The organism is Pseudomonas sp. MWU16-30317, assembly GCF_020515695.1.
Lineage (GTDB): Bacteria > Pseudomonadota > Gammaproteobacteria > Pseudomonadales > Pseudomonadaceae > Aquipseudomonas.
Genome location: NZ_JAIWJA010000002.1, coordinates 456,853 through 481,730 on the forward strand (window position 1 = coordinate 456,853; position 24,878 = coordinate 481,730).

Here is a 24,878-nt window from a genome sequence, read left to right on the forward strand (position 1 = left end):
GTCATGAGTATTGATGATCTGACAGGCGCTTCCCAGGGATCTTCGGAAGCCGAAGCGATTCCCGGAAAGAGCCTGTCGACCAAGGCCGGACTTAAAATAACACCTTCGCCACATCCGCAAACCGCTTGGCAAAGTGCACCGTCATCCCCGCCTTCAGATAATCCGGTAATTCATCGAAATTCCCCCGATTCGCCTCCGGCAAAATCAACTCGTTGATCTTCTGCCGCCGCGCCGCAATGACCTTCTCACGGACCCCGCCAATGGGCAGTACATGCCCGGTCAACGTCAGCTCGCCCGTCATGGCCACGCCCTTCTTCGGCGCCTGGTTGCGCGCCAGTGACAGCAGCGCACTGGCCATGGTCACGCCCGCACTCGGACCATCCTTGGGCGTCGCGCCCTCGGGCACATGCAAGTGCACGAATGCTTCGTCAAAGAACTTTGCCTCACCGCCAAACTGCTTGAGATTGGAACTCACATAGCTATAGGCGATTTCCGCAGACTCCTTCATCACATCACCCAACTGCCCGGTCAGCTTGAAGCCGCGGTTGAGAGTATGAATACGGGTCGCTTCGATCGGCAGGGTGGCGCCGCCCATGCTAGTCCAGGCCAGCCCGGTGATCACGCCCTTGCCGGACAACACCTGCTCGCTGCGGAACACCGGGGTGCCCAGCGAGGCTTCGAGGTCCTTGGGGCCGATCTTGATGGACGACTGCGGCGCGTCGAGCAGCTTGACCACGGCCTTGCGCACCAGTTTGCCGAGTTGCTTCTCCAGTTGGCGCACCCCGGCTTCCCGCGCGTAGCCCTCGATCACCGCGCGCAGAGCCGTGTCGCTGATGCTGAGCCTGGCCTTGTCGACGCCGGCCTTTTCCAGCTGCTTGGGCCACAGGTGGCGCTTGGCGATGGCGATTTTTTCTTCGGTGATATAACCCGACAGGCGAATCACTTCCATCCGGTCGAGCAGCGGCCCGGGGATCGAGTCCAAGGTGTTGGCGGTACAGATGAACAATACTTTGGACAGGTCCAGGCGCAGGTCGAGGTAATGGTCGAGAAAATCGACGTTCTGTTCCGGGTCGAGGGTTTCGAGCAGCGCCGAGGCCGGGTCGCCCTGGTAGCTCTGGCCCATCTTGTCGATCTCGTCGAGCATGATCACCGGGTTCATCACCTCGACATCCTTGAGCGCCTGCACCAGCTTGCCCGGTTGGGCGCCGATGTAGGTGCGCCGATGGCCCTTGATCTCGGCCTCGTCGCGCATGCCGCCGACGCTGAAGCGATAGAACGGCCGCCCCAGCGACTCGGCAATGGACTTGCCGACGCTGGTCTTGCCCACGCCGGGCGGCCCGACCAACAGCACGATGGAACCGCTGATCTCGCCCTTGTAGGCGCCCACCGCGAGGAACTCGAGAATCCGCGACTTGATGTCGTCGAGCCCGGCGTGGTGCTGGTCGAGCACCTTGCGCGCGTGCTTGAGGTCGAGCTTGTCCTTGCCGTAAACGCCCCAAGGCAAGGCGGTGGCCCAGTCAAGATAGTTGCGCGTGACGGCGTACTCCGGTGAGCCGGTTTCGAGGATCCCCAGCTTGCCGATTTCTTCATCCACGCGTTTTTGCGCCTGGGCCGGCAGCGTCTTGCCCTCCAGGCGTGCCTGGAACTGCTCGACGTCGGCGCTGCGGTCGTCCTTGGTCAGCCCCAGCTCTTGCTGGATGACCTTCAATTGCTCCTTGAGGAAGAATTCGCGCTGATGCTCGCCGATCTGGCGATTGACCTCGGCGGAAATTTCCTTCTGCAGCCGCGCGACTTCGACCTCCTTGCGCAGCATCGGCAGGACTTTCTCCATGCGCTTGAGCATGGGCACGCAGTCCAGCACCTGTTGCAGCTCGGCGCCAGTGGCGGAGGTCAGGGCGGCGGCGAAGTCGGTCAGCGGCGACGGATCGTTGGGGCTGAAGCGGTTGAGATAGTTTTTCAGTTCTTCGCTGTACAGCGGGTTCAGCGGTAGCAACTCCTTGATCGCGTTGATCAACGCCATGCCGTAGGCCTTGACCTCGTCGGTGGGCTCGATGGGCTGTTGCGGGTATTCGACCTCCACCAGATAGGGCGGCCGATGGTGTTTGAGCCACGTGCGAATACGCACCCGCGACAGGCCCTGCGCAACGAACTGCAACTTGCCGTCTTCACGGCTGGCATGGTGGATTTTCACCAGAGTGCCGTACAGCGGCAGCGCGGACGTATCGAAATGCCGCGGATCTTCAGGGGGCGTTTCCATGAAGAACAGCGCGAGCGAGTGATGGGGGGTCTTGGCGACCAGATCGAGGGTTTCGGCCCACGGTTCTTCGTTGACGATGACCGGCAGCACTTGCGCCGGGAAGAACGGCCGGTTGTGGATCGGGATGACATACACCTTGTCCGGCAGATTCTGGCCGGGCAAGGTCAACTCGGTGCTGGAGGTGGTGGAGTGTTCGATGTGTTCCGATTCCAGATGTTCGTCTGGAGTTTCCGCGTAATCCTGCTGGTCGCTCATGGGGCACCTGCGCAATGGTCTATGCAGGTTAGATGGGGTACCCGACCACTCGTTTCAATCCCGACCCTCCAGCTTTACCCGAAGTTGACGATAACCTGAGCAGAAGCCACTACGCTGTATTCATGCGAGCCATAGATCGGTACGGGTTCGGCCCCCTGCCCAGACGGTCTGAAGCCCGCTGGCCCATGGCTGAGGTGAATAGTGGCAATACGCCTAGTTGTGGACGTGAATGATTCGTTACTGATCGTTTCTCCGGTTTGACCGCTGTGCAGGTCAAACCGCGCGATCTTTCACTCGTTGTCAGGTGCCTTGCAATGCCTAAAATCTTCTGCGGCGCGACCATCATCGTGGGTGCACTGCTGTACACCACGTTGGCCACCGCCGCGCCGTTCATCGCCCAGGTCGTGGATCAGCAAGGCCAGCCCGTGGCGGATGCCGTGCTCACCCTGCAGGGGCCACCCGGCAAAAGCCCGATCAGCACCAAAGCGGACATGGACCAGCGCAACAAGGAGTTCGTGCCCCACGTGCTGGCCGTGCACAGCAACACCAACGTGACGTTCCCCAACAGCGACAACATTCGCCATCAGGTCTATTCGTTTTCGTCCACCAAACGCTTCGAGCTCAAGCTGTATGAAGGCATCCCTGCTGCTCAAGTCTTCGACAAGGCTGGGGTCGTGGTGCTGGGCTGCAATATCCATGACTGGATGCTCGGTTACATTTATGTCACCGATGACCCCTGGTTCGCCGTCAGCGATGCCAAGGGCCAGATCACTTTCGACCTGCCCGCCGGCCACTACAACGTCACCCTCTGGCACCCACAGCATGCCGACATGGCCACGCAAAACGGTGGCGAGCTGGTGATGGCCGACAAGGCCGTGCAAAAGAGCTACAGCATGACCCTTGAACCCCTGTCTGCCGATGCCCCGAGCGCCCCCGCGCCGAGCGCCTTCGGGGATGCTTTCGGCAAGGCTGTGCGTGAAACTGAGAAGTAGCTTTCAGGCGCGTATTGCCTGCGTCCTCATTCTCCTGCTACTGGTCGTGGTCGCAGCGCTGACGCTCGCCGTCAAAGTAGCCACCAACGAGGCCGTGCGCGGCCAGGCGGCGGAGCAACTGGAGGTGGGTACACGGGTGTTCGAGCGTTTGCTGGATGTGCGCGGGCGGCGCTTGCGTGACGGCTTGCAGATACTGTCTTCGGACTTCGGTTTTCGCGATGCGATCGCCAGTGGCGATTCGGCGACCATTCGTTCGGCGCTGCTCAACCACGGTGCGCGGATCGGCGCCAGTGACATGTTCGTGCTAGGGATGGACGGCAAAGTCATCTCCAGTACCGCTGACGATGTCGCCGATGGCACCCCGTTCGCCTACGATCAGGCCTTGCGTGACGCTCGGCGCAGCAAGCAGACCATGCTCATCGTGCCACTCAATGGCCAGCCGCACCTGCTGGTCGAGGCCCAGGTGCTGGCGCCATTGCCCATCGCCCGCGTGGTGATGGGCTTTACCATGGATGCGGCCTTTGCCCAGGAGCTGCATTCGCTGAGCAATCTGCAGGTGTCGTTCCTGACCCAGACCCGCGACGGCGTCGGCCAACTGGTCAGTACCCAGGCGCCCGAGCTGCATGCCAGCATCAGCGAGTGGATGCAGCACAACAAGGATGGCCGCCGGGTGACGCTGACCGTCCATGAGCAGCAAAGCTTCCTCAACGAACCCCTGATGCTGGCGAGCGACAGCGCCAGTGGCGGCAAAGTCATCGCCTTGCTGCAAAGCCCCCTCGACGACGCCATGAAGGCCTTCGCGCCGCTGGACCACAACATCATCTATATCGCCATGGCCTCCTTGCTGGCCTCGCTGGTCGGCGCGCTGCTGCTGGCCCGCAGCGTGTCGCAGCCCGTACAGGCCCTGGCCGAAGCCGCCGACCGTATCGGCCAGGGCGACTATCAGACGCCGGTGTTGCTCAAGCGCAGCGACGAGCTGGGCGCCTTGGCCGGTGCAATCAACCTCATGCAGGCGGGTATCGCCGAGCGCGAACTGCAACTGGCCCACAACGCCTTGCACGACAGCCTCACCGGCTTGCCCAACCGCGCCCTGGCCACCGAGCGTCTGGGCAGTGCGATTGCCGCCGAGCGGCCGGTGGCGGTGCTCTATCTCAACATCGACAACCTGCGCGAGCTGGGCGAGAACGGCGGCCCGGTGCTGGTCGACGGCATTCTGCAGCGCGCCGGGGAGCTGCTGCAGGAGGTGTTGCGCCCCGGCGATACCCTGGCCCATCTGATCGCCGGTGAATTCCTCCTGCTGCTGGAAAACTTCAACAGTGACAGCGCCGTGGCCACCGCCGACCGTATCCAGCAGTTCATGACCGTACAACAGCATGTGGGCAGCCATGACATTGCCATGGAGTGCCTGATCGGCATCGCTGCCTACCCAGTGGATGGCCAGATCGCCGAAGAGCTGCTGTCGCGCGCCTCCATTGCCATGAGCGATGCCAAAACCCTGCCCGGGCGCTTGCAGGTTTACCAGCAGGGGCGCGACCTGGCCCACCAGCGCCAGATCAGCCTGATCCGCGATTTGCGCCATGCGGCGGCCAACAACGAGCTGATCCTCAACTATCAACCCAAGCTCGACATTCGCAACGGCCAGGTGCGCCAGGCCGAGGCGCTGTTGCGTTGGCATCACCCGCAGTTCGGCATGGTCTCGCCGGCGGAGTTCATCATCCTGGCCGAGCGTACCGGCAGCATTCAGACACTGACCCGCTGGGTGATCGAAGAGGGCATTCGTCAGCTCAGCGAGTGGAATCAACGCGGGCTGCGCGTGCAGCTGTCGTTGAATATTTCTGCCGACGACCTGCACGGCCAAGACCTGCCCGAACAGGCCTCGCGGCTGCTGCGCCAGTACCGCGTACCCGCTGAGCAGATCATTTTCGAGATTACCGAAAGCGCGGTGATGCGCGAGCCGGAGGCCGCCCTCAAGGTGCTGCACCGCTTGCGCGAATGTGGCATCAGCCTGTCGGTAGACGATTTCGGCACGGGTTATTCGTCGCTGGCGCACCTCAAGCGTATGCCGGTGCAGGAACTCAAGATCGACCAGTCTTTCGTGCGCAATCTGGACGAAACCAGCGAAGACGCGGTGATCGTCCGTTCGACCATCGAGATGAGCCACAACCTGGGGCTCAAGGTGGTCGCCGAAGGCGTCGAATACGAACACAGCCTGCGCTTGCTCGAGCGCTGGCACTGCGACACGGCCCAGGGCTATCTGATCAGTCGACCGCTCACGGCAGCGGCGTTTGAAGTCTGGGTCAAGCAACCATTGCCAACGCCGTCCTTGATGGTCCACTGATATGAAACATCGAATTCCCTTGCTATTGAGTTCGTTGGCGCTGCTGTGTGCCGACCCGGTGCTGGCCGGCGACGGTCGGTTGATCGCCACCGGTGGCGCGACCAGTGTCGAAGGTGCTGCAGGCGGCGGCCTGATCCCGTGGGCGGTGATTTCCGGCTACAGCGAGCAGGGGCAGTGGAGTAGCACGGTATTCGGCACCCATGTGGACTTGCCGGATTACAACCTGGATGTGACCGGGATGTCGGCGTCCTACGGTAATCGCGTGGAATTTTCCTACGCTAGGCAGCGCTTTGACCTAGGCACTTTGGCGAAGAAGCTGAGCCTGCCAGAGAACAGCCTGAGCCAGGACATCTTTGGCATGAAAGTGCGGCTGTTCGGTGACTTGATCTATGACCAGCTGCCGCAAGTCTCGGCCGGGCTGGAGTACAAGCATCAGCGCGACTTTTTGATCCCCAGCCTGGTGGGCGCCAGGCGCGATCACGATGTGGAAGGCTATATCACCGCCAGCCGCTTGTTCATGGGCGCGGCGTTCGGCTACAACCTGGTGGTCAACGGCGGCGTGCGCTACAGCCGCGCCAACGAGATGGGTGTGCTCGGATTTGGCGGTGATCGCCGTGATACCCGCAGCGTGTTGAAGGAAGGCTCGGTGGCCGTGCTGTTCAACCCCCGCTGGGCATTGGGCGTGGAGTACCGGGAGAAGCCGGACAACCTGTCGTTCGCGGGGGAGAGTGATTGGGCGGACATGTTTTTGGGGTACTTCCCCAACAAGCATGTGGCCTTTGTGCTGGCCTATGCGCGGCTGGGGGAGATTGCCACGCTGGATAACCAGAACGGCACGTATCTGTCTGTGCAGGGGAGTTTCTGATGAAGCGCCTGTTCGTTGCAATTACCGTTTTTGCCTTGTTGGCGGCCTGTGCCAGCAAGACCTTGCCACCTGCTGCCGATGACAGCCTGTATCAGGCGTTGGGCCAGAAGCCCGGCATCAACCGGATCGTCGAGGGCATGTTGCTGATCGTGGTCAAGGATCCGCGCATCGGCGCGCACTTTCGCAACGTCGATCCGGTGATGCTGCGCGACAAGTTGGTGGAAAAGTTCTGCGTCGAGGCGGGCGGGCCGTGCACCTATACCGGGGTGGATATGGCTGAGGCCCATAAGGGCCAGCACATCGATCCGAGTGAGTTCAATGCGCTGGTGGAAGATCTGATCAAGTCCATGGACAGTCAGCAGGTGCCCGTGCCGGTGCAGAACCGGTTGCTGGCCCGGTTGGCGGCGCAGCGAGGGGAGGTCATACGTAAGTAAGGTGCCACGCAATCATTTGCGCCTGATCTGTGCACTGGCGTCTGCTGCGCTGACTTGACTGCCTGCTAACACGTGAACGGGGGCGTCAGATAATCTTTCTCTCGCGGCTATAAATCGCTGTTGAGGCGTAAGAGCATCCAGGTCAGGCAAGATATCCCTTTGGATGCCTGCTGAAGTACCTACTGGTTTGAGGTTCGCTTGCCCACCTCTAAGGATACTTGCGAGCAGGTCCCGAGGCGTACCGCCATGGTTCAGTTGCGTTCCCGTCGAGCGCACAGGGCTAGGAGGCCTTGGCGGTGGTGGTGGTCCCGCTATTACCTGGGCATAGGTCACGCCAATCTCGCGTCTCGTAACGGGATGTGCCTGAGTGGGGCTGTCAGCCCGCTGAAATCGCCCGAAAACAGGCATATCCCTATCAACCGATATCGACCCGAGGTTAGCCGGGGCACTCGTGCGCCTTCGCATCCGTGCACCCAAGGCCGAGCCTGCACCCACTGGGGCGGCTACCAATCGACCGGCATGGCGCATCTGATGAGCGACCCCCCGGCCTATCAGAACCCCAAGAAGCAACATAAAACCTGCCAAGGAACCGAAGAGGATTTCATCTCGCTTCGAGTTATCCGCGTGCCCGCTCGGATCGCTTCTGTTCACCGGCTCCGCTCGGCAGTACGCATAACAGTTCAACCCCCCACCGCCAAACGGGCTGTAGCTGTCCGGTGCATTGAAGCGTCCCAGCTTCGGTCGGTATTCCCGGTAGCCATGGCCGAGCAGGTAACCCCCATCACGCTCTAGATGTTGCCCGTTGTAGCCCGGCCCAGTGTCGTCATCCACCTCGGACGAACGGTGGCCAAAGGGGCTATGGGCGAATGCGATGGTGCCTTCGGTCGTGGTGCTGCCGGTCACGCTATTGGCCCAGTCACAGGCGAGCAGTTTGATGTGTGGAACTGGCTTGATACTGGCCATCGGATCATCCCTTTCAGGTAAATGTGAAAGATCGATCAGACGACGTTCCAGGCCACTCCACAACTCTCAGATCTGATAGGTCTGGACGTTCCTGGCCTTCGATAAAGCAAAAAAATGGCCCCCCGCAGGGAGCCATTCTCAGTCTTGCTTCAAGCCATCACTGGGCCAATTTATAGGCAATGATGTAATCGCCCATCTTGGTGCCCAGCGAGCCATGGCCACCGACGGTCGCGAGGATGTACTGTGTACCGTCCTTGCCGGTGTAGCTCATCGGCGTAGCCTGGCCACCTGCTGGCAAACGGCTGGACCACAGGTTTTTACCTGTGCGCACGTCGTAGGCACGCAGATACTGGTCAAGCGTACCGCTCAGGAAGCCGACGCCGCCGGCAGTGACCATCGAACCGCCCATGCTCGGCACGCCGAGGTTGAGGCCGATCGGCACGGGCGAGCTGTCACGGCTGGTGCCGTTCTTGTGCTTCCACACCACTTTGGCGGTGGTCATGTCGATACCGGCCACGTAGCCCCAGGCAGGTGCCTGGCACGGAACGCCGAACGGCGACATCAGCGGATGCATGATCACCGCATACGGCGCACCGGCGTTCGGCTGCACGCCGCTGGTTTCGCTTTCGCGCTTGCTGCCCGCGGCCACTTCGGCACGCGGCACCAGTTTGGACACGAACGCCATGTAGTTCGGGCTGGTGAACATCAGCTGACGAACTGGATCGATCGATACCGCTCCCCAGTTGAACACACCGACGTTACCTGGGTAGATGATGCTGCCCTGGGTCGACGGCGGGGTGTACTGGCCTTCATAACGCAGCGACTTGAACTGGATGCGGCACAGCAGTTGGTCGAACGGCGTGACCCCCCACATGGCTTTTTCATCCAGCTTGGGTGGCAGCAGGTTCAGCTCGGAGCGTGCCTGAGTCGGCGAACTGTGGTCGCCTTCTACAGCACCGCTAGGCACCGGGATTTCCTGGATCGGCACGATCGGCGTACCGGTCTTGCGATCGAGGACATACAGGCTGCCTTGCTTGGTGGGCTGGATCAGCGCCTGCTTGACGCCTTCGGCGGTCTTGATGTCCATCAGCGTTGGCTGAGCCGGCACGTCCATGTCCCACAGGTCGTGGTGAGTGAACTGATAGTTCCAGCGCACTTTGCCGGTGTCGATGTCCAGCGCGACGGTACCGGCGCTGAATTTTTCGCTGCCGGCGGTGCGGTTGGCGCCCCACTGGTCAGGCATCTGGTTGCCCAATGGCAGGTAGACCAGGCCCAGCTTCTCGTCGACGCTGGCCAGCGACCACATGTTTGGCGAGTTGCGGGTGTAGGTCTGGCCGGCTGGCAGCGGGGTGGTTTCGTCGGGGTTGCCGGCGTCCCAGTTCCAGACCAGGTGACCGTCATGCACGTCGAACGCACGGATCACGCCAGACGGTTCGCTGGTGGATTCGTTGTCGGTCACGTGGCCACCGATGATCACCAGGTTGCGGGTGATAGCGGCGGGCGAGGTGGCGTAGTAGCCGCCTGGAGTGAACGGGCCTTCGCTGGTACGCAGGCTGACAGTGCCTTTGTCACCGAAGGACTCGCAGACTTTACCGGTGTCGGCGTTGAGCGCGATCAGGCGCGCATCGGCGGTCGGCAGGAACAGGCGACGAGGGCACTCGGCAGCCATGGCCTTGCCTTGATCCGACAAAGCGGCCGGAGTGCTGATGGCGTCGGACTTGCTGAAGTTGGCTTCGTCGTAGTACGACACGCCACGACAGGTCATGTGCGCCCAGCCCGTGAAATCGTTGTTGTTAGGCCCTTGGATCTGCGGGTCGTAACGCCAGATTTCCTTGCCGGTGTCCGGGTCCAGCGCCAGTACCTTGCTGTGCGGCGTGCAGGCATAGAGCATGCCGTTGACCTTGAGCGGGGTGTTCTGGTCGGTGATTTCTACCGGGTCCTTGTCGGTCTTCATGTCACCGGTACGGATGCGCCAGGCTTCCTGCAGCTTGCCCACGTTGGCGGTGGTGATCTGCTTGAGCGGCGAGTAGCGCTCACCGAATTCGGTGCGGCCGTAGGACTGCCAGTCGCCATCAGGCTGAGCCGGGGCAGCGCTGGCGAGATCGCCACCGTCGCGGCCGATATCGCCGTTGATTTCACCGGGGTTGGTGAACTGCGAGATGAGGGCGCAGGCACCGGCCAGGATCACCGCCACGCCCAAGGCGCGGGTGGCGAACGGCGCAGGCGCGCGGCGTACCAACGGGTTGCGGAACAGCGGCAGCCACAGCAGCAGGCCGAGCACGAACCACAGCGACAGGCGCGGCACCAGCTGCCACCAGTCGAAGCCGATTTCGTACAGCGACCAGACGGTGCTGGCAAACAGCACCACGGCATACAAGCCGATGGCCGAAGAGCGCCCGGCCAGCAACAGCAGGCCGGTGACGAGGATGCCAAGGCCGGCGATCACGTAGTACAGCGAGCCGCCCAGGCTGGCGAGCTTGACGCCCAGTACCAGCAGGATCAGGCCCATCACGGCGAATACCAGGCCTAACAGGCTGGGCCACAGGCGTGTTCTACTCAAAGCACCATCAGTGCTCATAGGTCTTTTCTCCGAGGTGTATCAGCATATTTCAGTCGTTCGAGCATAGTTCAGGAATCAACCTGCGCTCGGTAAATGGGCGTCGTGCCACGTTATGGGGAGTTGCAAAATCGGCGGCGACGGAGCACCGGGGATGAAGATCGCAAAGACGAGACTGCTAACTGTTCAATGCCGTTTGCCGAGAGAGAGAAAAAGTATCCGGGCAAAATGTATGGATTATTACGAAAAGTTAAACGTTTCAGTGGTCTTCGGCGGGCAGATTATAGATATTTTTTTATTATTAACAGATCAGGTAACGGGATTCATCTTTGTTTAATTTGCAACAGTGCTCTTCGCGGCCGAGCCCGCATCGTGGCTCCCGCAGGCGTGCGACTCAGGACCTGCCGACACTGTAGGGGCCACGATGGGCGTTCGGCGGCGAAGAGGGCCGCATGGACACCATCAAAAACGGCCCCCGAAGGAGCCGTTCATTTATCGCAGCGCTGCTTATTTTTTCGGCAGCGCGTAGGCGATCACATAGTCGCCCTGTTTGGTACCCAGCGAGCCGTGACCCCCAGCCATTACCAGCACGTACTGGCGGCCATCCTTGCCGGTGTAAGTCATCGGCGTGGTCTGGCCACCTGCGGGCAGGCGGCCTTCCCACAGCTGCTTGCCGTTGCGCATGTCATAGGCGCGCAGGTACTGGTCCAGGGTGCCACTCAGGAAGCCCACGCCACTGGCGGTGACAAAGGTCCCGCCCAGGCTCGGCACGCCCATGGTCAGCGGGATCGGTACCGGCGAGCTGTCACGCACGGTGCCGTTCTTGTGCTTCCAGATCGTCTGGTGGGTGGTCAGGTCGACGGCCGCCACGTAACCCCAGGCCGGAGCCTGGCAAGGCAGGCCCATGGGCGACAGCAACGCTTCGAGGATCACCCCGTACGGCGCGCCCTTGTTGGGCTGCACGCCTTCGGTTTCGCTCTTGCGGCCAGGGCCGCTGGCAGCATCGGCAGCCGGTACCAGCCTGGAACGGAAGGCCATGTAGCTCGGGTTGACGAAGGCGATCTGGCGCACCGGATCGACCGAAATACCGCCCCAGTCGAACACCCCGAAGTTGCCGGGGTAGACGATCGAGCCCTGCAGCGATGGCGGGGTGAACGGCCCGTCATAGCGCAGCGACTTGAAGTCGATACGGCAGAGCATCTGGTCGAACGGCGTCACGCCCCACATGTCGCGCTCCTTGAGCGGCGGCGGCATGAAATTGAGCTCGGACTTGGGTTGCGTCTGCGAGGTGTGGTCGCCTTCCACCGCGCCCTGCGGCACGGGCACTTCATCGATCGGTACGATGGGCTTGCCGTTGCTGCGGTCGAGCACGTAGATGCTGCCCTGCTTGGTCGAGGCCAGCAGCGCCGGCTTGATGCCCTCGCTGGTTTTCATGTCGAGCAGGCTCGGCTGGCCGCCGACGTCCATGTCCCACAGGTCGTGGTGGGTGAACTGGAAGGTCCAGCGCACGTGGCCGGTGTTGATGTCCAGAGCGGTGACGCCGGCGCTGTATTTCTCGGATTCAGGGGTGCGATTGCCGCCCCACTGGTCGGGCATCTGGTTGCCCATGGGCAGGTAGAGCATGCCGAGTTTTTCGTCGACGCTCATCAGCGACCACATGTTCGGCGAGTTGCGGGTGTAGTGCTCGCCCGCCGCGATCGGGGTGGTGACGTCGGGGTTGCCGCTGTCCCAGTTCCACACCAGGTGGCCGTCGTGCACGTCAAACGCGCGGACCACGCCGGAAGGCTCGTCGGTGGAGACGTTGTCGGTGACGTGACCGCCGATGACTACCAGGTTGCGCGTCACGGCCGGTGGTGAAGTGGAATAGTAACCGCCGGCGGCGAAGCTGCCGATGTTGGTGCTGAGGTCGATCTGGCCTTTGTCGCCGAAGTCTTCGCACATCTTGCCGGTATCGGCGTTGAGGGCGATCAGGCGGGTGTCGGCGGTGGGTACGAAGATGCGTTTAGGGCAGCTGCTGGCGACCGGCGTACTGGCCTCGACCACAGGGACCGGGCTGGCCTCGGTGGTGCTCGGTGCGCTGGCGGCGTAGGCGGCGTCATCATAGTAGGAGACGCCGCGGCAGGTCATATGTGCCCAGCCCTTGAAATTAGCGGCTTTCTGGGTGCTGATTTTTGGATCGAAGCGCCAGATTTCCTTGCCGGTGTCCGGGTCCAGAGCGATCACCTGGCTGTGCGGCGTGCATACATAGAGCATGCCGTTGACCTTGAGCGGGGTGTTTTCGGCTGTGGTTTCCATCGGGTCGTTAGGCCCGGGGATGTCGCCGGTACGGAAGGTCCAGGCCGGCTCGAGCTGGCTGGCGTTGTCCGGTGTGATCTGCGCCAGCGGCGAATAGCGATCGGCAAAACCGCTGCGGCCGTAAGACTGCCAGTCGCCCTCGGGCATGGCCGGTGCGCCACTGACGGTGCCGGCGCTGTCGCGGTCGAGTTGGCCTTTGATTTCGCCGGGGTTGGTGAACTGGCTGGCCAGGGCGGTAAGGCCGGCCAGCACCACGGCGACGGTCAGGCCCTTGCTACCCAGATTCGAGGTTTGATCCCACAGCAGCGGGCGACGGAACCACGGCAACAGCAGGACGATGCCCAAAGCGAACCACAGCGCCAGACGCGGCACCAGCTGCCACCAGTCCAGGCCAACTTCCCACAGCGACCAGAGGTTGCTGGCGAACAGTACGATGGCATACAGGCCCAATGCGGCGGCGCGTCCGGCCAGCAACAGGAAGCCGACCAGCAGGATGCCGATGCCGGTGATCAGGTAGTAGAGCGAACCGCCGTTGCTGGCAAGCTTGATGCCGCCAACCAGCAGGGCCAGGCCCATGAGTAGAAACACCAGCCCCAAGAGGCTAGGCAGTAGCCGCTTGCGACTGTTTGTCCCGTCGTTGTTCATCGTGGGGAAACTCCATCGTGCGTTAATTATTGGTATCGGGTTCGAATGTCCCGAGTCATGCGTAGAGCCGTTAGGGGGCTATTTAGTTTCAGAATATGTCGCCGCGAGGCGCAAAATCCCTTCACGAGCCCGCCGCCGGCAGCGGCGCGGTGCTATGAGAACGTGCGCGCCGGGTGAAGATTTATTGGCGACACCCCCGTTCAGCGCTTTGCGCTATCGTGGCTCTAGGCTAAGGTTGCCGCTTTGCCGAGACTGGACCATCAAGATGACCCTTTGCCCATCGAGCGCCGCGCTGTGACTGCTTCCGATTCCGATCCGCTGCACGGCGTTACTCTCGAGCACATCCTCACCACGCTGGTCGAGCACTACGCGTGGTCGGGGCTGGCCGAGCGTATCGATATCCGCTGCTTCAAGAGCGACCCCAGCATCAAGTCGAGCCTGACCTTTCTGCGGCGCACGCCGTGGGCGCGGGAGAAGGTCGAGCGCCTCTACGTCAAACTGCAACGCACCAAGCGCTGAGTGGATAACGGACATCGCATGTGTGGGCTATATGGCGAGCGTTTGCGTCTTGCCGTGCTGACGGTGGCCTGCGTGGCCTGGTTCGGGCTGGGGTTGCAGTTGTACCTGATACTGTTCTCCCGCTGGCAGGAGCAGGCCAGTCTGCTGGGCGGGTTGATGGCCTTCCTGAGTTTTTTCACCGTGTTGAGCAATACCCTGGCGGCGGCGGTGCTGACGGCTGCTACCAGTCGGCATCAGGGCTGCATGGCTCGTTGGTTTCGCATGCCGTGGGTGATTGCCGGGGTGACCACCAGCATCGTATTGGTAGGGATTGCCTACAACGCGTTGCTGCGCGACCTCTGGGACCCGCGTGGCTGGCAATGGCTGGCCAACGAGATTCTTCACGATGTGATGCCCTTGGTGTTTCTGGGGTATTGGCTGGCATGGGTGCCCAAGGGGCATCTGCGGGTGTGGCATCTGCCGCTGTGGGCGCTGTACCCGACGGCGTATTTCGCCTGCATCCTGATTCGCGGGGATACGCTGGGGGTTTACCCGTATCCGTTCGTGGATGTGCTGAAGCTGGGGTATTGGCAGGTGTGGATGAATGCGTTCGGGGTGCTGGGCGGGTTTTTGGCGATCGGTGGGTTGGTCATTGTGATTGACCGTCTGATCGCCAAGCGGCTTCGGTAGGCGGGTGTGGCCTCTTCGCGTCAGGCCGCGAAGGGGCCAGCGAGACTGGCCTCGATCTTTCCGGTTACTCCTCGTCATCCCCCTCGACGCGCCAGTAACCGGCGACCTTCAGCGCCTGGTCATCGACCTTGTGCTCATCCAGCAAGATCCGCCGCAGTTTGCGAGACAACGAAGCTTCGGTGGCCACCCAGCTATATAGCGTGCCCGCAGGCAAGGTCAGCTGGCTTACCACGTCGGTCAGTTGCGCGCTGTGCCGCTCCACCCAGATCACTTCGACATCAGCCGCGCTGAGCAGCGGCTGGCGCTCGCTGGCGTCTTCGATTTCTATCACCGCGATTGCCCGGCGCCCGGCCGGCAGTTCTTCCAGTCGACGGGCGATGGCGGGGATGGCGGTTTCGTCACCGATCAGCAGATAGCTGTCAAAGCTGTCCGGAACAATGTTCGAGCTGCGTGGGCCGCCGATGTACAGCGATTGGCCGGGCGCCGCCTGGGCTGCCCAGGTGGAGGCAGGTCCGTCGCCATGCAGGACGAAGTCGATGTCCAGCTCGCCGGCTTGCAGATCGATGCGCCGCGGGGTGTAGTCGCGCATCGCAGGTTTCGGGCCGTCGCCCTTGGCGCCGAGCGTCATGGTCTCCAGCGCGGCCTGCTCCTCGGGCGTGGTCGCGAACAACAACTTGATGTGGTCGTCGGCGCCCAGGCTGAGGAAGCCGGCCAGCTCGGCGCCGCCGACGGTGATGCGGCGCATGCGCGGGGTCAGGTCGGTGACCCGCAGCACATCGAGGCGACGGCGTTTGATGTCGTGCATGACGCGGTGGATGCCATAGGGGCTTTCAGCGTGTTGATCGGCTTTCATTGGGCAGAGTCCTGAGCGGGGGAATTCATGTCGGGGCCGTCGACGATGGCCTGGGCGGTGGTGTTGAGCAGGTCGCGCACGCGGCGGATTTCTTCTGCGCTCCAGCGCCCATGGTGCAGCTGCAGGGCGTGGCGCAGGTTGTGCACCGCTTCGTGGATTTGGGGTGGGCGATCATGGCCGCGCAGCGAGCGCTTGCTGACATCGATACGGGTGCGAACACCTTCGAGGGCCACGGCTTGCTCGATCAGCATCTGGTGACCGGCGTCGGTCGCGGTGTAGAGCTTCTTGCCGCCCTGGGCGTCGCCGGTGACCAGCTCGCTCTCTTCCAGAAACGTCAGGGTTGGGTAGATGACTCCGGGGCTGGGGCTGTAGGCCCCGTCGAACAGGCCTTCGATGCGGCGGATCAGGTCGTATCCGTGGCAAGGCTGTTCGGCGACCAGCGCCAGCAACAGCAGTTTGAGGTCGCCTGATGCGAATACGCGGGGGCCGCGGCCACCGCCTTTGTGGCGGTCGAAGCCATCGCGGCCACCGCCGAATTCCTGGGGTCTGTGTTCTCTCATGTGCGCTTCTCTCGGGTCGTTAAGATATACCTTAAGATATATCTTAGCGCTCGGCAAGAGGATAGTGAGAATTGTTATCAATCTGATGGTTGGTGGGTGAATGTACCGGCCTCTTCGCGGGCAAGCCCTGCTCCCACTGGGCAGGCTGATCCAGCGGCGTACACCTGTGGGAGCAGGGCTTGCCCGCGAAGAGGCCCTTCAAGCCGCAGAAAATCCTATTGAATAACCCCATTGTCCGCAGTACACAGGCTGCGGGCCCCCGGCTGCACGTAAGGCGCCAGCATCGGCGCCATGCCCTTGAGTACCTGCACCGGCAAGGCTGAGGTGAAGCTGAAGTTCTGCGCCGTGCGCCCCGGCACGAAGGCAGTCAAGGTGCCGAAGTGATGCTCGCCGATGAAGAACACGAAGGTCGCCGTGCGGTTGATCGCCTTGGACGCGATGATCCGCCCACCCGCGCCGAAGCTCTGCAGGCGGTTGTCACCGGTGCCGGTCTTGCCGCCCATGGCCAGTGGCGTGCCGTCGGCTTGGGTGAAGCTGCCGTTGACGCGCCTGGCCGTACCGTCGCTGACCACCTTCGCCAGCGCGCCGCGCAACGCCGCTGCGACTTCGCTGGGCATTACCCGCTCGGCCTGATCGGGCGCGCTGCTCAGTTGCGTGTCGTAAGGGGTGCCGGCGGCGAAGTGCAGGCTGTCGACGCGCAATGTCGGCAAGCGCACGCCATCGTTCTGAATGATCCCGAGCAGTTCGGCCAGCGCCGCCGGGCGATCGCCCGAGCTGCCGATGGCGGTGGCCAGCGATGGCACCAGATGGTCGAAGGGGTAGCCGACGCTTTTCCAGCGTTGATGGATATCGAGGAACGCTTCGATCTCGACCATGGTGCGGATGCGGCTGTCGCGGGCGCTCTTGTGCTTGCTCTTGAACAGCCAGCCATAGACTTCCTGGCGCTGCCGTTCGCTGGCCTTGATCGCGTCATTGAGGCTGGCGTCAGGGCGCTGCAGCAAAAAGCCCAGCAGCCACAGGTCCAGCGGATGGGAGCGCGCGATATAGCCTTGATCCGGCAAATCATAGGCGCCCGGGCCGTAGGTGCGGTACATCTCGCCCAGGCGCTTGTCGGTGACAGTAGTGGTTTTCAGGTGGTCGCGCACAAAGGCGTTGAAGGTCGCCTGATCGGCGCTGGGGAACAGGTAACGATGCACGGCCGCCAAGCGAATCGGCGTGACGTTCATGCCGTCGATGAAGGTATCGAGGCGATCGTCCGAGCTCTTCTCCTGATACTTGCGCCAGAAGCGCCGAAGAAATTCCGTACCCTCACGATCGGCGAAACGGGCGAGGTATTCCTGGCGACGCGGGTCGCCATCGTCCTTGAGCAGCTGCGCACTGTTGTTATCGCCCTGGTAGGTGCTGTAGCGCACCAGGTCGCGCATCAAGCGAATGAACGACAGGTTGATGGATTCCTGCAGCGCGACCTTGAGGGTGGGATTCTGGCTGTCGTCCTGGCGGCGAAAGTTCTTGAAGGTGTGCACGCCGCCACCGGTGAAGAAACTTTCGGCGGGGCTGGCCGAGTACTGGCGGTCCAAGGCGGCATCGAGCATGGCCGGCAAGTTACGGTCTGCGTGCTGGATCAGGTAGTCGATCGCCCAGCGGGTAATGCGGTCGGGCTCTGCCACCGGTACTTTGCGCAGTTGCGCGGGGGGCTGCCCGGCGAAGCGATCGTGCAGCTCGGCGATAATCTGCAGGTAACTGGTGAGCACGCGCACCTTGGCGGTGGAGCCCAATTCCAGTTTGCTGCCCTCGTTGATGTCGAACGGCTGGTCGGTGCTGTCGGTCTGGGCCCTCACGCGAAAACCATCGCCGGTGGTTTCGAACAGGGTAAAGCTGTAGCTGACCTTGGCGGTGTCGGCGGCGCCGAGCAGATGGTCGCCGAGCAGGCCGATCTGCTGAGCGAAGGCGGGGTCGGCGAGTTTTTTCAGGTAGGCGCTGGCCTGCTGCTGCAAGTCGCCTTGCAAGGTGCTGGTGGCGGCCAGGTCGAGGCGGTCGAGATCATACAGCGGGCGTTCGAGCAGAAAGCCCAGGCGGCTGCGGGCGACGCTGATGCCTTTGTTGGTTTCATTGGCTTGCAGGGTGGGCTGTTGCGCCCAGTCGCGGAAGGTCAATTGGCTGGCGAGGGCTGCCTGGGCCAGGTCCGCCGTGATGACGTTGTTCTGTTGCAGCAGGCGGATGTGGCTGTCGGTGAGTTGCGCCAATTCCTTGTGGCCCTTGGCAAGAAAGTGCGAGGGGCGGCGCTGGGCGATCATCAACGACAGCACCTCGCGCAGAGCCTGGCCGCGTTCGGCGATCGGCGCGGTGGTGTCGCTCAACACCCGGTTGATCTGCTGGAAGTCGGCGCCATACCAGACCCGCAGACCTTCGGCCAGGCCATGCACTTCGCCATGCCCCGGCACCGCTGACAGCGGTACGCTGTTGAGGTAGTCGCGCACCACGATCTGCCGCGCGGGCAGGGTCTGCGGGCCGCCTTGATAGGCGCGCACGCTGGCGGAAATCATCTGACGAATCTTCTCGGCGCCGGACAGCGTCAGGCCGTCGGGCGAGTGGCGGTATTTTTCCAGCTGCGTGGCCAGGGTGCTGCCGCCGGCCGACTGCCCCGGCAGGGCAAGGAGCTTGGCGACCTGGGACCAGGCGGCCTTGAAGAAGCGGGGCCAGTCGACCGCCGGATTGAGCTGCGGCGCGTCGACGGACAGCAGGTCGCGGTTTTCGATAAACAGCAAGCTGTCGACGATCACCGGCGGGATATCGCTGAACTGCTCGTAGAGCTGCTGCGGGTAGCGGTACTGATACAGCGTGTCTGCCTTGCAATCGGTGATCAGCAGGCCGCCCTGGCTCTTTTCGGCGTAGGGCACGAACAGGCCGTGGTCGGTGTAGCTCATCAAGGCGGGCGAGAAGCGCACCTGCCGGGTGATACGGTAATCGTGATCCAGCAGGCGTGGCAGGAAGGTGCCCAGGCTGCTGTAGCCCAGACGTTTGTCGAACGGCCCGTCGCCAGGGTAGACGATGGCATCGCTGGGGCCGTTGTCGAGGTGCCAGGTGAGGGTGCTGGCCAGGCGGCTGAATTGCTGGGCTTGCAGGCGTGAGGTGCGGCTTTCGATCAGTGCCGCGTAGGCAAGAATGGCCATGAGTACCAGCAGCACTGCGCTTGTGACCCACAGCCAGGTGGCGCGTCGTTTGGGCTGGCGAGGAAGATCAGGGCGACGAGGCGTTTGCAGATCGTCGGCCGGTGCCGCGGTCTTTGGGGGTTCGGTTTGCCACAGCGCGCCCATAGTGTTCAACCCGGTTACGGAAAATCATCGCACCTGGTTGGAGTCTAGACGCTGGGCGGTGAGTGGGCGGGAAATGTGGATTGGCTGCTGGATCTGAGTTGGCGGCTCGGGCCCCTTCGCCAGCAAGCTGTGCTCCCATAAGCGTGCGGTTTCAGCAGCCCCGCTGTACATTCGGCCCGCAAGGGGCCAATGCGGGCAGAGCGATCTACATCATGTCCTTGACCGTGCGTTGCAACTCGCGCAGGTCCTTCTCCCGCGCATCGATGCGCGAAGCCAGCTGGAAGTTCGGGGCCTGGCGCTTGGCAATCTCGAGTTGCTGCATGGCCTGGTCGAAGTCCCCCACCAAGGCAAAGTACTCGGCGCGGGCCTGGTGCAGCCCGATGATATTGCCGTTCAAGCCACGCGTATCAGCCACCATGCTCCATACATCCGGATCGTTGGGGCGGGTCTTGAGCAAGGCGTCCAGGCCTTTTTCGGCCTCGGCATTGCGGTTCTGCTTGAGCAATACCGTGATGCGCATCTGGTTGAGCGGATAGTTGCCCGGGTATTGCACGAGCATCTTGTCGACTCGCGCCTGGGCGTCGGCCAGGCGGTTGTTGGTGACGTCCAGCTCGATCTGGGCGAGGTTGAAGGTCACGTCATCGGGCGCCTTGTCGAGCAAGCCCTTGAGGCCCGCGCGGGCTTCGTTGAGCTGGCCAGCCTTGATCTGCGCGATCGCCAGGCCGTAACGCGCCGGTATCGAGCCGGGTGTCTCGTCCAGCTGCGCGCGGAAACGCTTGGCGGCGATGCCTGGGGTTTCCTCATAAAACAGCTGGGTGCGCGCTTTCATCAGCTGAAACCACTGGCTGTCCTCTTTGCCGCCCTTGGGCATCTGTTCGGCGCGGTTACGGGTGTCGGCGATACGCTCATCAGTGACCGGGTGAGTGGAGAGAAATTCCGGTGGCGAGGCATCGAACTTGTAGACCCGCGCCAGGCGCTCGAACATCTCCGGCATGTTGCGCGGATCGTAACCGGCCTTTTCAAGGTTGAGGATGCCGATACGGTCGGCTTCGGCTTCGTTCTGCCGCGAAAACGTGCGCTGGGCCTGGATGGCAGCCGCCTGGCTGCCAGCGATGAGACCGATGCCCGCATCGCCGCCGCCCGCCGCCGCCAGCACCACGCCGGCCAGCAGCGCGGCCATGACCGGTATCTGCATGCGCTGGGAGGCTTCCACCCCACGGGCAAAGTGGCGTTGCGACAAGTGCGCCAGTTCGTGGGCGAGCACGCCGGCGAATTCACCCTCGGTGTCGGCGTTGAGAAACAGCCCGCCGTTGACGCCGACGATGCCCCCAGGCGCCGCGAAGGCGTTGAGCTCCTTGCTGTTGATCAGGATGAATTCGAGCCGACGATCCTGCAGTTGGCTGGTCTCGGCCAGGCGGTACACGGTGGTTTCGACGAAATCCTTGAGCTGCGGGTCGGACAGCTGCCCGACCTCGCTGCGCAGCAGGCTCAACCAGGCGCGGCCCAGGTCGTGTTCCTGTTGCGGGGAGACGATGGCTGAACTGGCGTCGCCGAGCGATGGCAGATCGTCAGCGTGGGCAGGTACCGCCAGCAGGCAGGCCAGGGCGATCACCAGGGGGCGCAATGAATTCATGCACACTGCTCTTGTCGGCAAATGGGCTACTGTAGCCGGGACCGTGCGTGGCGACCAGCGCTGTGCGCTTGCGGTATGCTTGGCAGTCGCTGGCCGCGTGTGCCTCGTCAGCGCACCAGAGCCCCCCCGCAGGAGAAAAAACCGATGACCGACCTCCCGGAATGTGACGCCGAGCTCGACGCCAGCGGTCTGAACTGTCCATTGCCGTTACTCAAGGCCAAGTTGCAGCTCAATCAGCTGGCCAGCGGCGCAGTGCTCAAGGTCATCGCTACCGATGCCGGGTCGCAGCGCGATTTCCGTACATTTGCCAAACTTTCTGGCAACCTGCTGTTACAAGAAAAGGCTGAAGCCGGCGTCTATCGCTATTGGTTGCAGAAGGCCTGATCGCCGTACGTGCATTCATAAGGGATTTTCGATGTTCAAGGTGGCTCAAGACTGGATTCAGCGGTATTTCTCCGACGAGGAGGCCGTCGTCCTCGGCGTATTGCTGGTGCTGGCCTTCACCGCCGTGCTGACGCTGGGCGGCATCATGGCGCCAGTGCTGGCGGGCATGGTGCTGTCGTTCCTGATGCATGGCCTGGTCATGACGCTCGAGCGATTGCGCGTCCCCAGCTGGCTGGCGGTGGCTACCGTGTTCGCCCTGTTCATCGGCGCCCTGGCGCTGTTCGTGCTGGTGCTGGTGCCATTGCTCTGGCACCAGTTGATCGCCTTGTTCAACGAACTGCCGGGCATGCTTGGCAAGTGGCAGTCGCTGCTGTTGCTGTTGCCCGAGCGCTATCCGCATCTGGTCTCGGACGAGCAGGTGCTGCAGGCCATCGACGTGGCAAGGGGCGAGGTCGGCAAGTTCGGCCAATGGGTGCTGACCGTCTCGCTGACCAGTCTGCGCCTGGCGGTCAACATCATGATCTACTTCGTGCTGGTGCCGATTCTGGTGTTCTTCTTTCTCAAGGACCGCGAGATCATCGGCCGCTGGATGCGCGGCTACCTGCCGCGCAACCGGGCCTTGCTGACTCGGGTCGCGAAGGTCATGAACCGGCAGATCGCCAACTATATCCGCGGCAAGGTCATCGAGATCTTCATCTGCGGGATCGCCACCTATATCGGCTTCATCGCCCTGGGCCTCAATTACGCTGCCTTGCTGGCGCTGCTGGTGGGCTTATCGGTGGTGGTGCCTTACGTCGGCACCGTGGTGGTCACCGTACCGGTGGCGTTCATCGCGTTGTTCCAGTGGGGCTGGAGCGACCAGTTCATCTACCTGATGGCGGTGTACGGGATCATCCAGGCACTGGACGGCAACGTGCTGGTGCCCCTGCTGTTCGCCGAGGCGGTGAGCCTGCACCCGGTGGCGATCATCTGCGCGGTGCTGCTGTTCGGTGGGCTGTGGGGCTTCTGGGGGGTGTTCTTCGCGATTCCGCTGGCGACCCTGGTGAAGGCGGTGCTGGATGCCTGGCCGCGCAACGAGCCGACGGTTTCGCCGATGATCTGAGGCTTCGCAGTGTGCCCGCCAGCGATACCTAGCAGTTCTGATAGCTAGTGCGTCGGGTTTTAGCTGCTTATGGTGAAGTGCCTTGAGACAACAGGTACTTCACCATGAAATCGAGCTCTGCAAATGTGTTGGTCACTGACGCCCCAGGTACTGTATTGCGCAATGCGCGACGGTCTCAGGCATTTGCCCCATTCGGTGCTGGCGGGCATCCAGGCCCCGCCTTCAACGGTGAATGGCTTGAGCCAACGCTAGGGCAATATCTGCTAGGTCAGGGCTATCGTACGTTCAATCCGCAGTTGATGCGATTCACCAGCCCGGACAGTTTCAGCCCTTTTGACGCAGGGGGCTTGAATGCATATGTGTATTGCCTGGGAGACCCGGTGAACAGGGTGGATCCGACGGGGCATATTCCGTATCTATCCAAATTCTGGGCTTGGTTGCGTAGACGTGGTAGATCCAAGGCCACTATGGTGAGCAAGCCTACCGCGGGTTCTGCGATCATTAATAGCAGTTCTGCACTGCCTCGTAACGTCATCAGCTTCAAGCCCATGGCGTCTGGCAATACCGTGGCGGCGCCCCTATCCGCTAACACCTTACCAGCCCCGGCATTAAAGGCCCCCCCTCTACCATCGAGCTCAAACGGTTTCAGAGCGGGCAGGGCTTACGAGGTGGGCGATATCAATTATGTCGTTCAGACCGCAAGAACGGATATCCATCTGAAGAACGGAACAACGTTCACGACTGAAAGAATAACTACCCATCACTCGAGCGGTCCTGCCGCAAAAATCGTCCGAACTGAAAACGGTCAGGAACTTGTGGCGGTTGGCAGAGCAGATATGAACCAGTTTCAATCAGTGCCCGGCTATATCTACAAGAAGAGCACCGCAGTACGGCGCACTTCATGGAGCTGACCATTTACAATTATATTCCCAGGCTAGACGGCATCACGTGAGCCTGGTTCAGCGCTCAACCCTTGTTCAACGCCTGCGCCGCCGCCAGCACCGCATCCACATGCCCTGGCACCTTCACCCCGCGCCATTCCTGGCGCAGCACGCCGTCCTTGTCGATAAGGAAGGTGCTGCGGTCGACGCCCATGTATTCCTTGCCATACAGCTTCTTCAACTTGATCACGTCGAAGTGCTCGCACAACTCTTCGGTCTTGTCGCTGATCAGTTCGAAGGGGAAGCCTTGCTTGGCCTTGAAGTTCTCGTGGGTCTTGAGGCTGTCGCGGGACACGCCGATGACTTCGGTGTTGACGGCCTTGAAGGCGTCGTACTGGTCACGGAAGCCCTGGCCCTGAGTGGTGCAGCCCGGGGTGTTGTCCTTCGGGTAGAAATACACCACCACCTGACGGCCCTTGAGCGCGGCGAGGGTGACGGTCTGGCCGCTGGTGGCCGCGGCGGTGAAGTCGGCTACCGGCTGGTCGACGGATACGGTCATCGGTTGTTTCCTTTTCAATTGCAGATTTGATTCGAGCGGGCTCACGCAGGATTCTGTGGGCGCCAAGGCTCGATCAATGCGTCGAGGTTGAGCGCGTCGGCGAAGTCCAGAAACTGATCGCGCAGCCAGCTGATCTGCACGCCCGGCGGCAAGGTCACGGTGAAGGTGGCGTTGAGCATGGTGCCGCCGGTTTGCGGTGCCTGATAGGTGTCGCAGGTCAGGTTCTCGAGCTCGACGTTGTGGTCGATGAAGAACTGGCACAGCTCGTTGACGATGTCCGAGCGATACGCGGCGCTGATGTAGGCCACGTACGGCAAGGCCTGCGGGCGGTTTTCCAGCGGCGCACTGCGCACCACGTTGACCGTGAAACCATGCTTTTTAGCCATGGGCGCCAGGCCGGTTTCGAGGCGGGCGAGGGCGTCCCAGGTGCCGGAAATCTCCAGCACCAGCGCGCTGCACTCGCCGTGGCGGGTCAGGCGTGAGGTCACGACCGAGCAGCGGCTGTCGTGGGCCGCACGGCACAGGACGTTGGTCAGCTCCATCGGATTAGGGCCAAGAGCACTGATGACAAGGAATTGTTCGCGAACGGTGGGGGTGGACATGCAGCCTCTCTAAAACGATGAGCGGTCGACACGGGAGTCATGAAGCTGAGTTGCTGTGCGCGTGTCGGTCGTCTCCCGATCGCCGGCGCCAAGGCCGGCCATTGCCGCCAAAGCACTGCTGTGGCGGGCCGCAAGGCTCAGGATCAGGGGTCTGGAGGACGATTGTTCACGCCGCAAGCGAGTCAGCGGGCTTGCCCGTAC

General features: G+C 62.2%; 19 protein-coding genes. 9 read left to right on the plus strand and 10 right to left on the minus strand.

Annotated elements, in window-relative coordinates:
* Positions 1-91 precede the first annotated feature (91 nt).
* On the minus strand, positions 92-2,512 hold the full coding sequence (gene lon / locus LIX93_RS06825; protein ID WP_226503254.1) for an endopeptidase La: 2,421 nt from the start codon (positions 2,510-2,512) through the stop codon (positions 92-94).
* 314 nt (positions 2,513-2,826) lie between these two features.
* Between lon and LIX93_RS06830 the strand changes: the two genes are divergently transcribed.
* From LIX93_RS06830 to LIX93_RS06845, 4 genes are read left to right on the plus strand one after another with little or no spacing between them, the layout of a single operon-like run.
* On the plus strand, positions 2,827-3,504 hold the full coding sequence (locus tag LIX93_RS06830; protein WP_226503255.1) for a methylamine utilization protein: 678 nt from the start codon (positions 2,827-2,829) through the stop codon (positions 3,502-3,504).
* Complete coding sequence (locus LIX93_RS06835; RefSeq protein WP_226503256.1) at positions 3,488-5,842, plus strand: EAL domain-containing protein; 2,355 nt, start codon at positions 3,488-3,490, stop codon at positions 5,840-5,842. Before LIX93_RS06830 ends, LIX93_RS06835 begins: the two co-directional genes overlap by 17 nt.
* Before the next feature lies 1 nt (position 5,843).
* Positions 5,844-6,707 (plus strand): DUF3034 family protein, encoded by an 864-nt coding sequence (locus tag LIX93_RS06840; RefSeq protein ID WP_226503257.1) that lies wholly within the window; start codon positions 5,844-5,846, stop codon positions 6,705-6,707.
* Positions 6,707-7,141: a group 1 truncated hemoglobin gene (locus LIX93_RS06845; RefSeq protein WP_226503258.1), complete on the plus strand. Its 435-nt coding sequence runs from the start codon at positions 6,707-6,709 to the stop codon at positions 7,139-7,141. Before LIX93_RS06840 ends, LIX93_RS06845 begins: the two co-directional genes overlap by 1 nt.
* 12 nt (positions 7,142-7,153) lie before the next feature.
* On the opposite strand, the gene LIX93_RS29705 is transcribed toward LIX93_RS06845, so the two are convergent.
* The 3 genes from LIX93_RS29705 to LIX93_RS06860 all read right to left on the minus strand — a co-directional run bounded on the left by LIX93_RS29705 (position 7,154) and on the right by LIX93_RS06860 (position 13,601).
* On the minus strand, positions 7,154-8,104 hold the full coding sequence (locus LIX93_RS29705) for an RHS repeat-associated core domain-containing protein (RefSeq protein WP_346015218.1): 951 nt from the start codon (positions 8,102-8,104) through the stop codon (positions 7,154-7,156).
* Between the two features lie 157 nt (positions 8,105-8,261).
* Entirely contained in the window at positions 8,262-10,682 is a 2,421-nt protein-coding gene (locus LIX93_RS06855) for a glucose/quinate/shikimate family membrane-bound PQQ-dependent dehydrogenase (RefSeq protein ID WP_226503259.1), read from the minus strand.
* Positions 10,683-11,168: 486 nt separating this feature from the next.
* Complete coding sequence (locus LIX93_RS06860; RefSeq protein ID WP_226503260.1) at positions 11,169-13,601, minus strand: glucose/quinate/shikimate family membrane-bound PQQ-dependent dehydrogenase; 2,433 nt, start codon at positions 13,599-13,601, stop codon at positions 11,169-11,171.
* A gap of 294 nt (positions 13,602-13,895) precedes the next feature.
* Between LIX93_RS06860 and LIX93_RS06865 the strand changes: the two genes are divergently transcribed.
* Complete coding sequence (locus LIX93_RS06865) at positions 13,896-14,120, plus strand: VF530 family protein (protein ID WP_226503261.1); 225 nt, start codon at positions 13,896-13,898, stop codon at positions 14,118-14,120.
* 18 nt (positions 14,121-14,138) lie between these two features.
* Complete coding sequence (locus tag LIX93_RS06870; protein WP_226503262.1) at positions 14,139-14,789, plus strand: Pr6Pr family membrane protein; 651 nt, start codon at positions 14,139-14,141, stop codon at positions 14,787-14,789.
* Positions 14,790-14,853: 64 nt separating this feature from the next.
* Here LIX93_RS06870 and LIX93_RS06875 read toward each other — a convergent pair whose 3' ends face one another.
* From LIX93_RS06875 to LIX93_RS06890, 4 genes are all read right to left on the minus strand, one after another.
* Complete coding sequence (locus LIX93_RS06875; RefSeq protein WP_226503263.1) at positions 14,854-15,642, minus strand: siderophore-interacting protein; 789 nt, start codon at positions 15,640-15,642, stop codon at positions 14,854-14,856.
* Complete coding sequence (locus tag LIX93_RS06880; RefSeq protein ID WP_226503264.1) at positions 15,639-16,202, minus strand: PadR family transcriptional regulator; 564 nt, start codon at positions 16,200-16,202, stop codon at positions 15,639-15,641. Before LIX93_RS06880 ends, LIX93_RS06875 begins: the two co-directional genes overlap by 4 nt.
* Before the next feature lie 215 nt (positions 16,203-16,417).
* Entirely contained in the window at positions 16,418-19,516 is a 3,099-nt protein-coding gene (locus LIX93_RS06885) for a transglycosylase domain-containing protein (protein WP_226503265.1), read from the minus strand.
* Positions 19,517-19,721: 205 nt separating this feature from the next.
* Positions 19,722-21,149, minus strand: coding sequence for a M48 family metalloprotease (locus LIX93_RS06890; protein WP_226503266.1), 1,428 nt, complete (start codon positions 21,147-21,149; stop codon positions 19,722-19,724).
* Positions 21,150-21,293: 144 nt separating this feature from the next.
* On the opposite strand from LIX93_RS06890, the gene LIX93_RS06895 reads away from it, so the two are divergent.
* The 3 genes from LIX93_RS06895 (at position 21,294) to LIX93_RS06905 (ending at position 23,546) form a co-directional block, all read left to right on the plus strand.
* Complete coding sequence (locus LIX93_RS06895; RefSeq protein WP_226503267.1) at positions 21,294-21,533, plus strand: sulfurtransferase TusA family protein; 240 nt, start codon at positions 21,294-21,296, stop codon at positions 21,531-21,533.
* Positions 21,534-21,564: 31 nt separating this feature from the next.
* Positions 21,565-22,635: an AI-2E family transporter gene (locus LIX93_RS06900; RefSeq protein ID WP_226503268.1), complete on the plus strand. Its 1,071-nt coding sequence runs from the start codon at positions 21,565-21,567 to the stop codon at positions 22,633-22,635.
* Between the two features lie 104 nt (positions 22,636-22,739).
* Positions 22,740-23,546: an RHS repeat-associated core domain-containing protein gene (locus LIX93_RS06905; protein WP_226503269.1), complete on the plus strand. Its 807-nt coding sequence runs from the start codon at positions 22,740-22,742 to the stop codon at positions 23,544-23,546.
* A 55-nt stretch (positions 23,547-23,601) separates the two neighbouring features.
* Here the strand turns inward: LIX93_RS06905 and LIX93_RS06910 are convergent, their stop codons facing one another.
* A complete protein-coding gene (locus LIX93_RS06910; RefSeq protein ID WP_226503270.1) occupies positions 23,602-24,075 on the minus strand; it encodes a peroxiredoxin in 474 nt (157 codons plus the stop codon).
* A 41-nt stretch (positions 24,076-24,116) separates the two neighbouring features.
* Positions 24,117-24,677 (minus strand): glycine cleavage system protein R, encoded by a 561-nt coding sequence (locus LIX93_RS06915; RefSeq protein ID WP_226503271.1) that lies wholly within the window; start codon positions 24,675-24,677, stop codon positions 24,117-24,119.
* Positions 24,678-24,878: the final 201 nt, after the last annotated feature.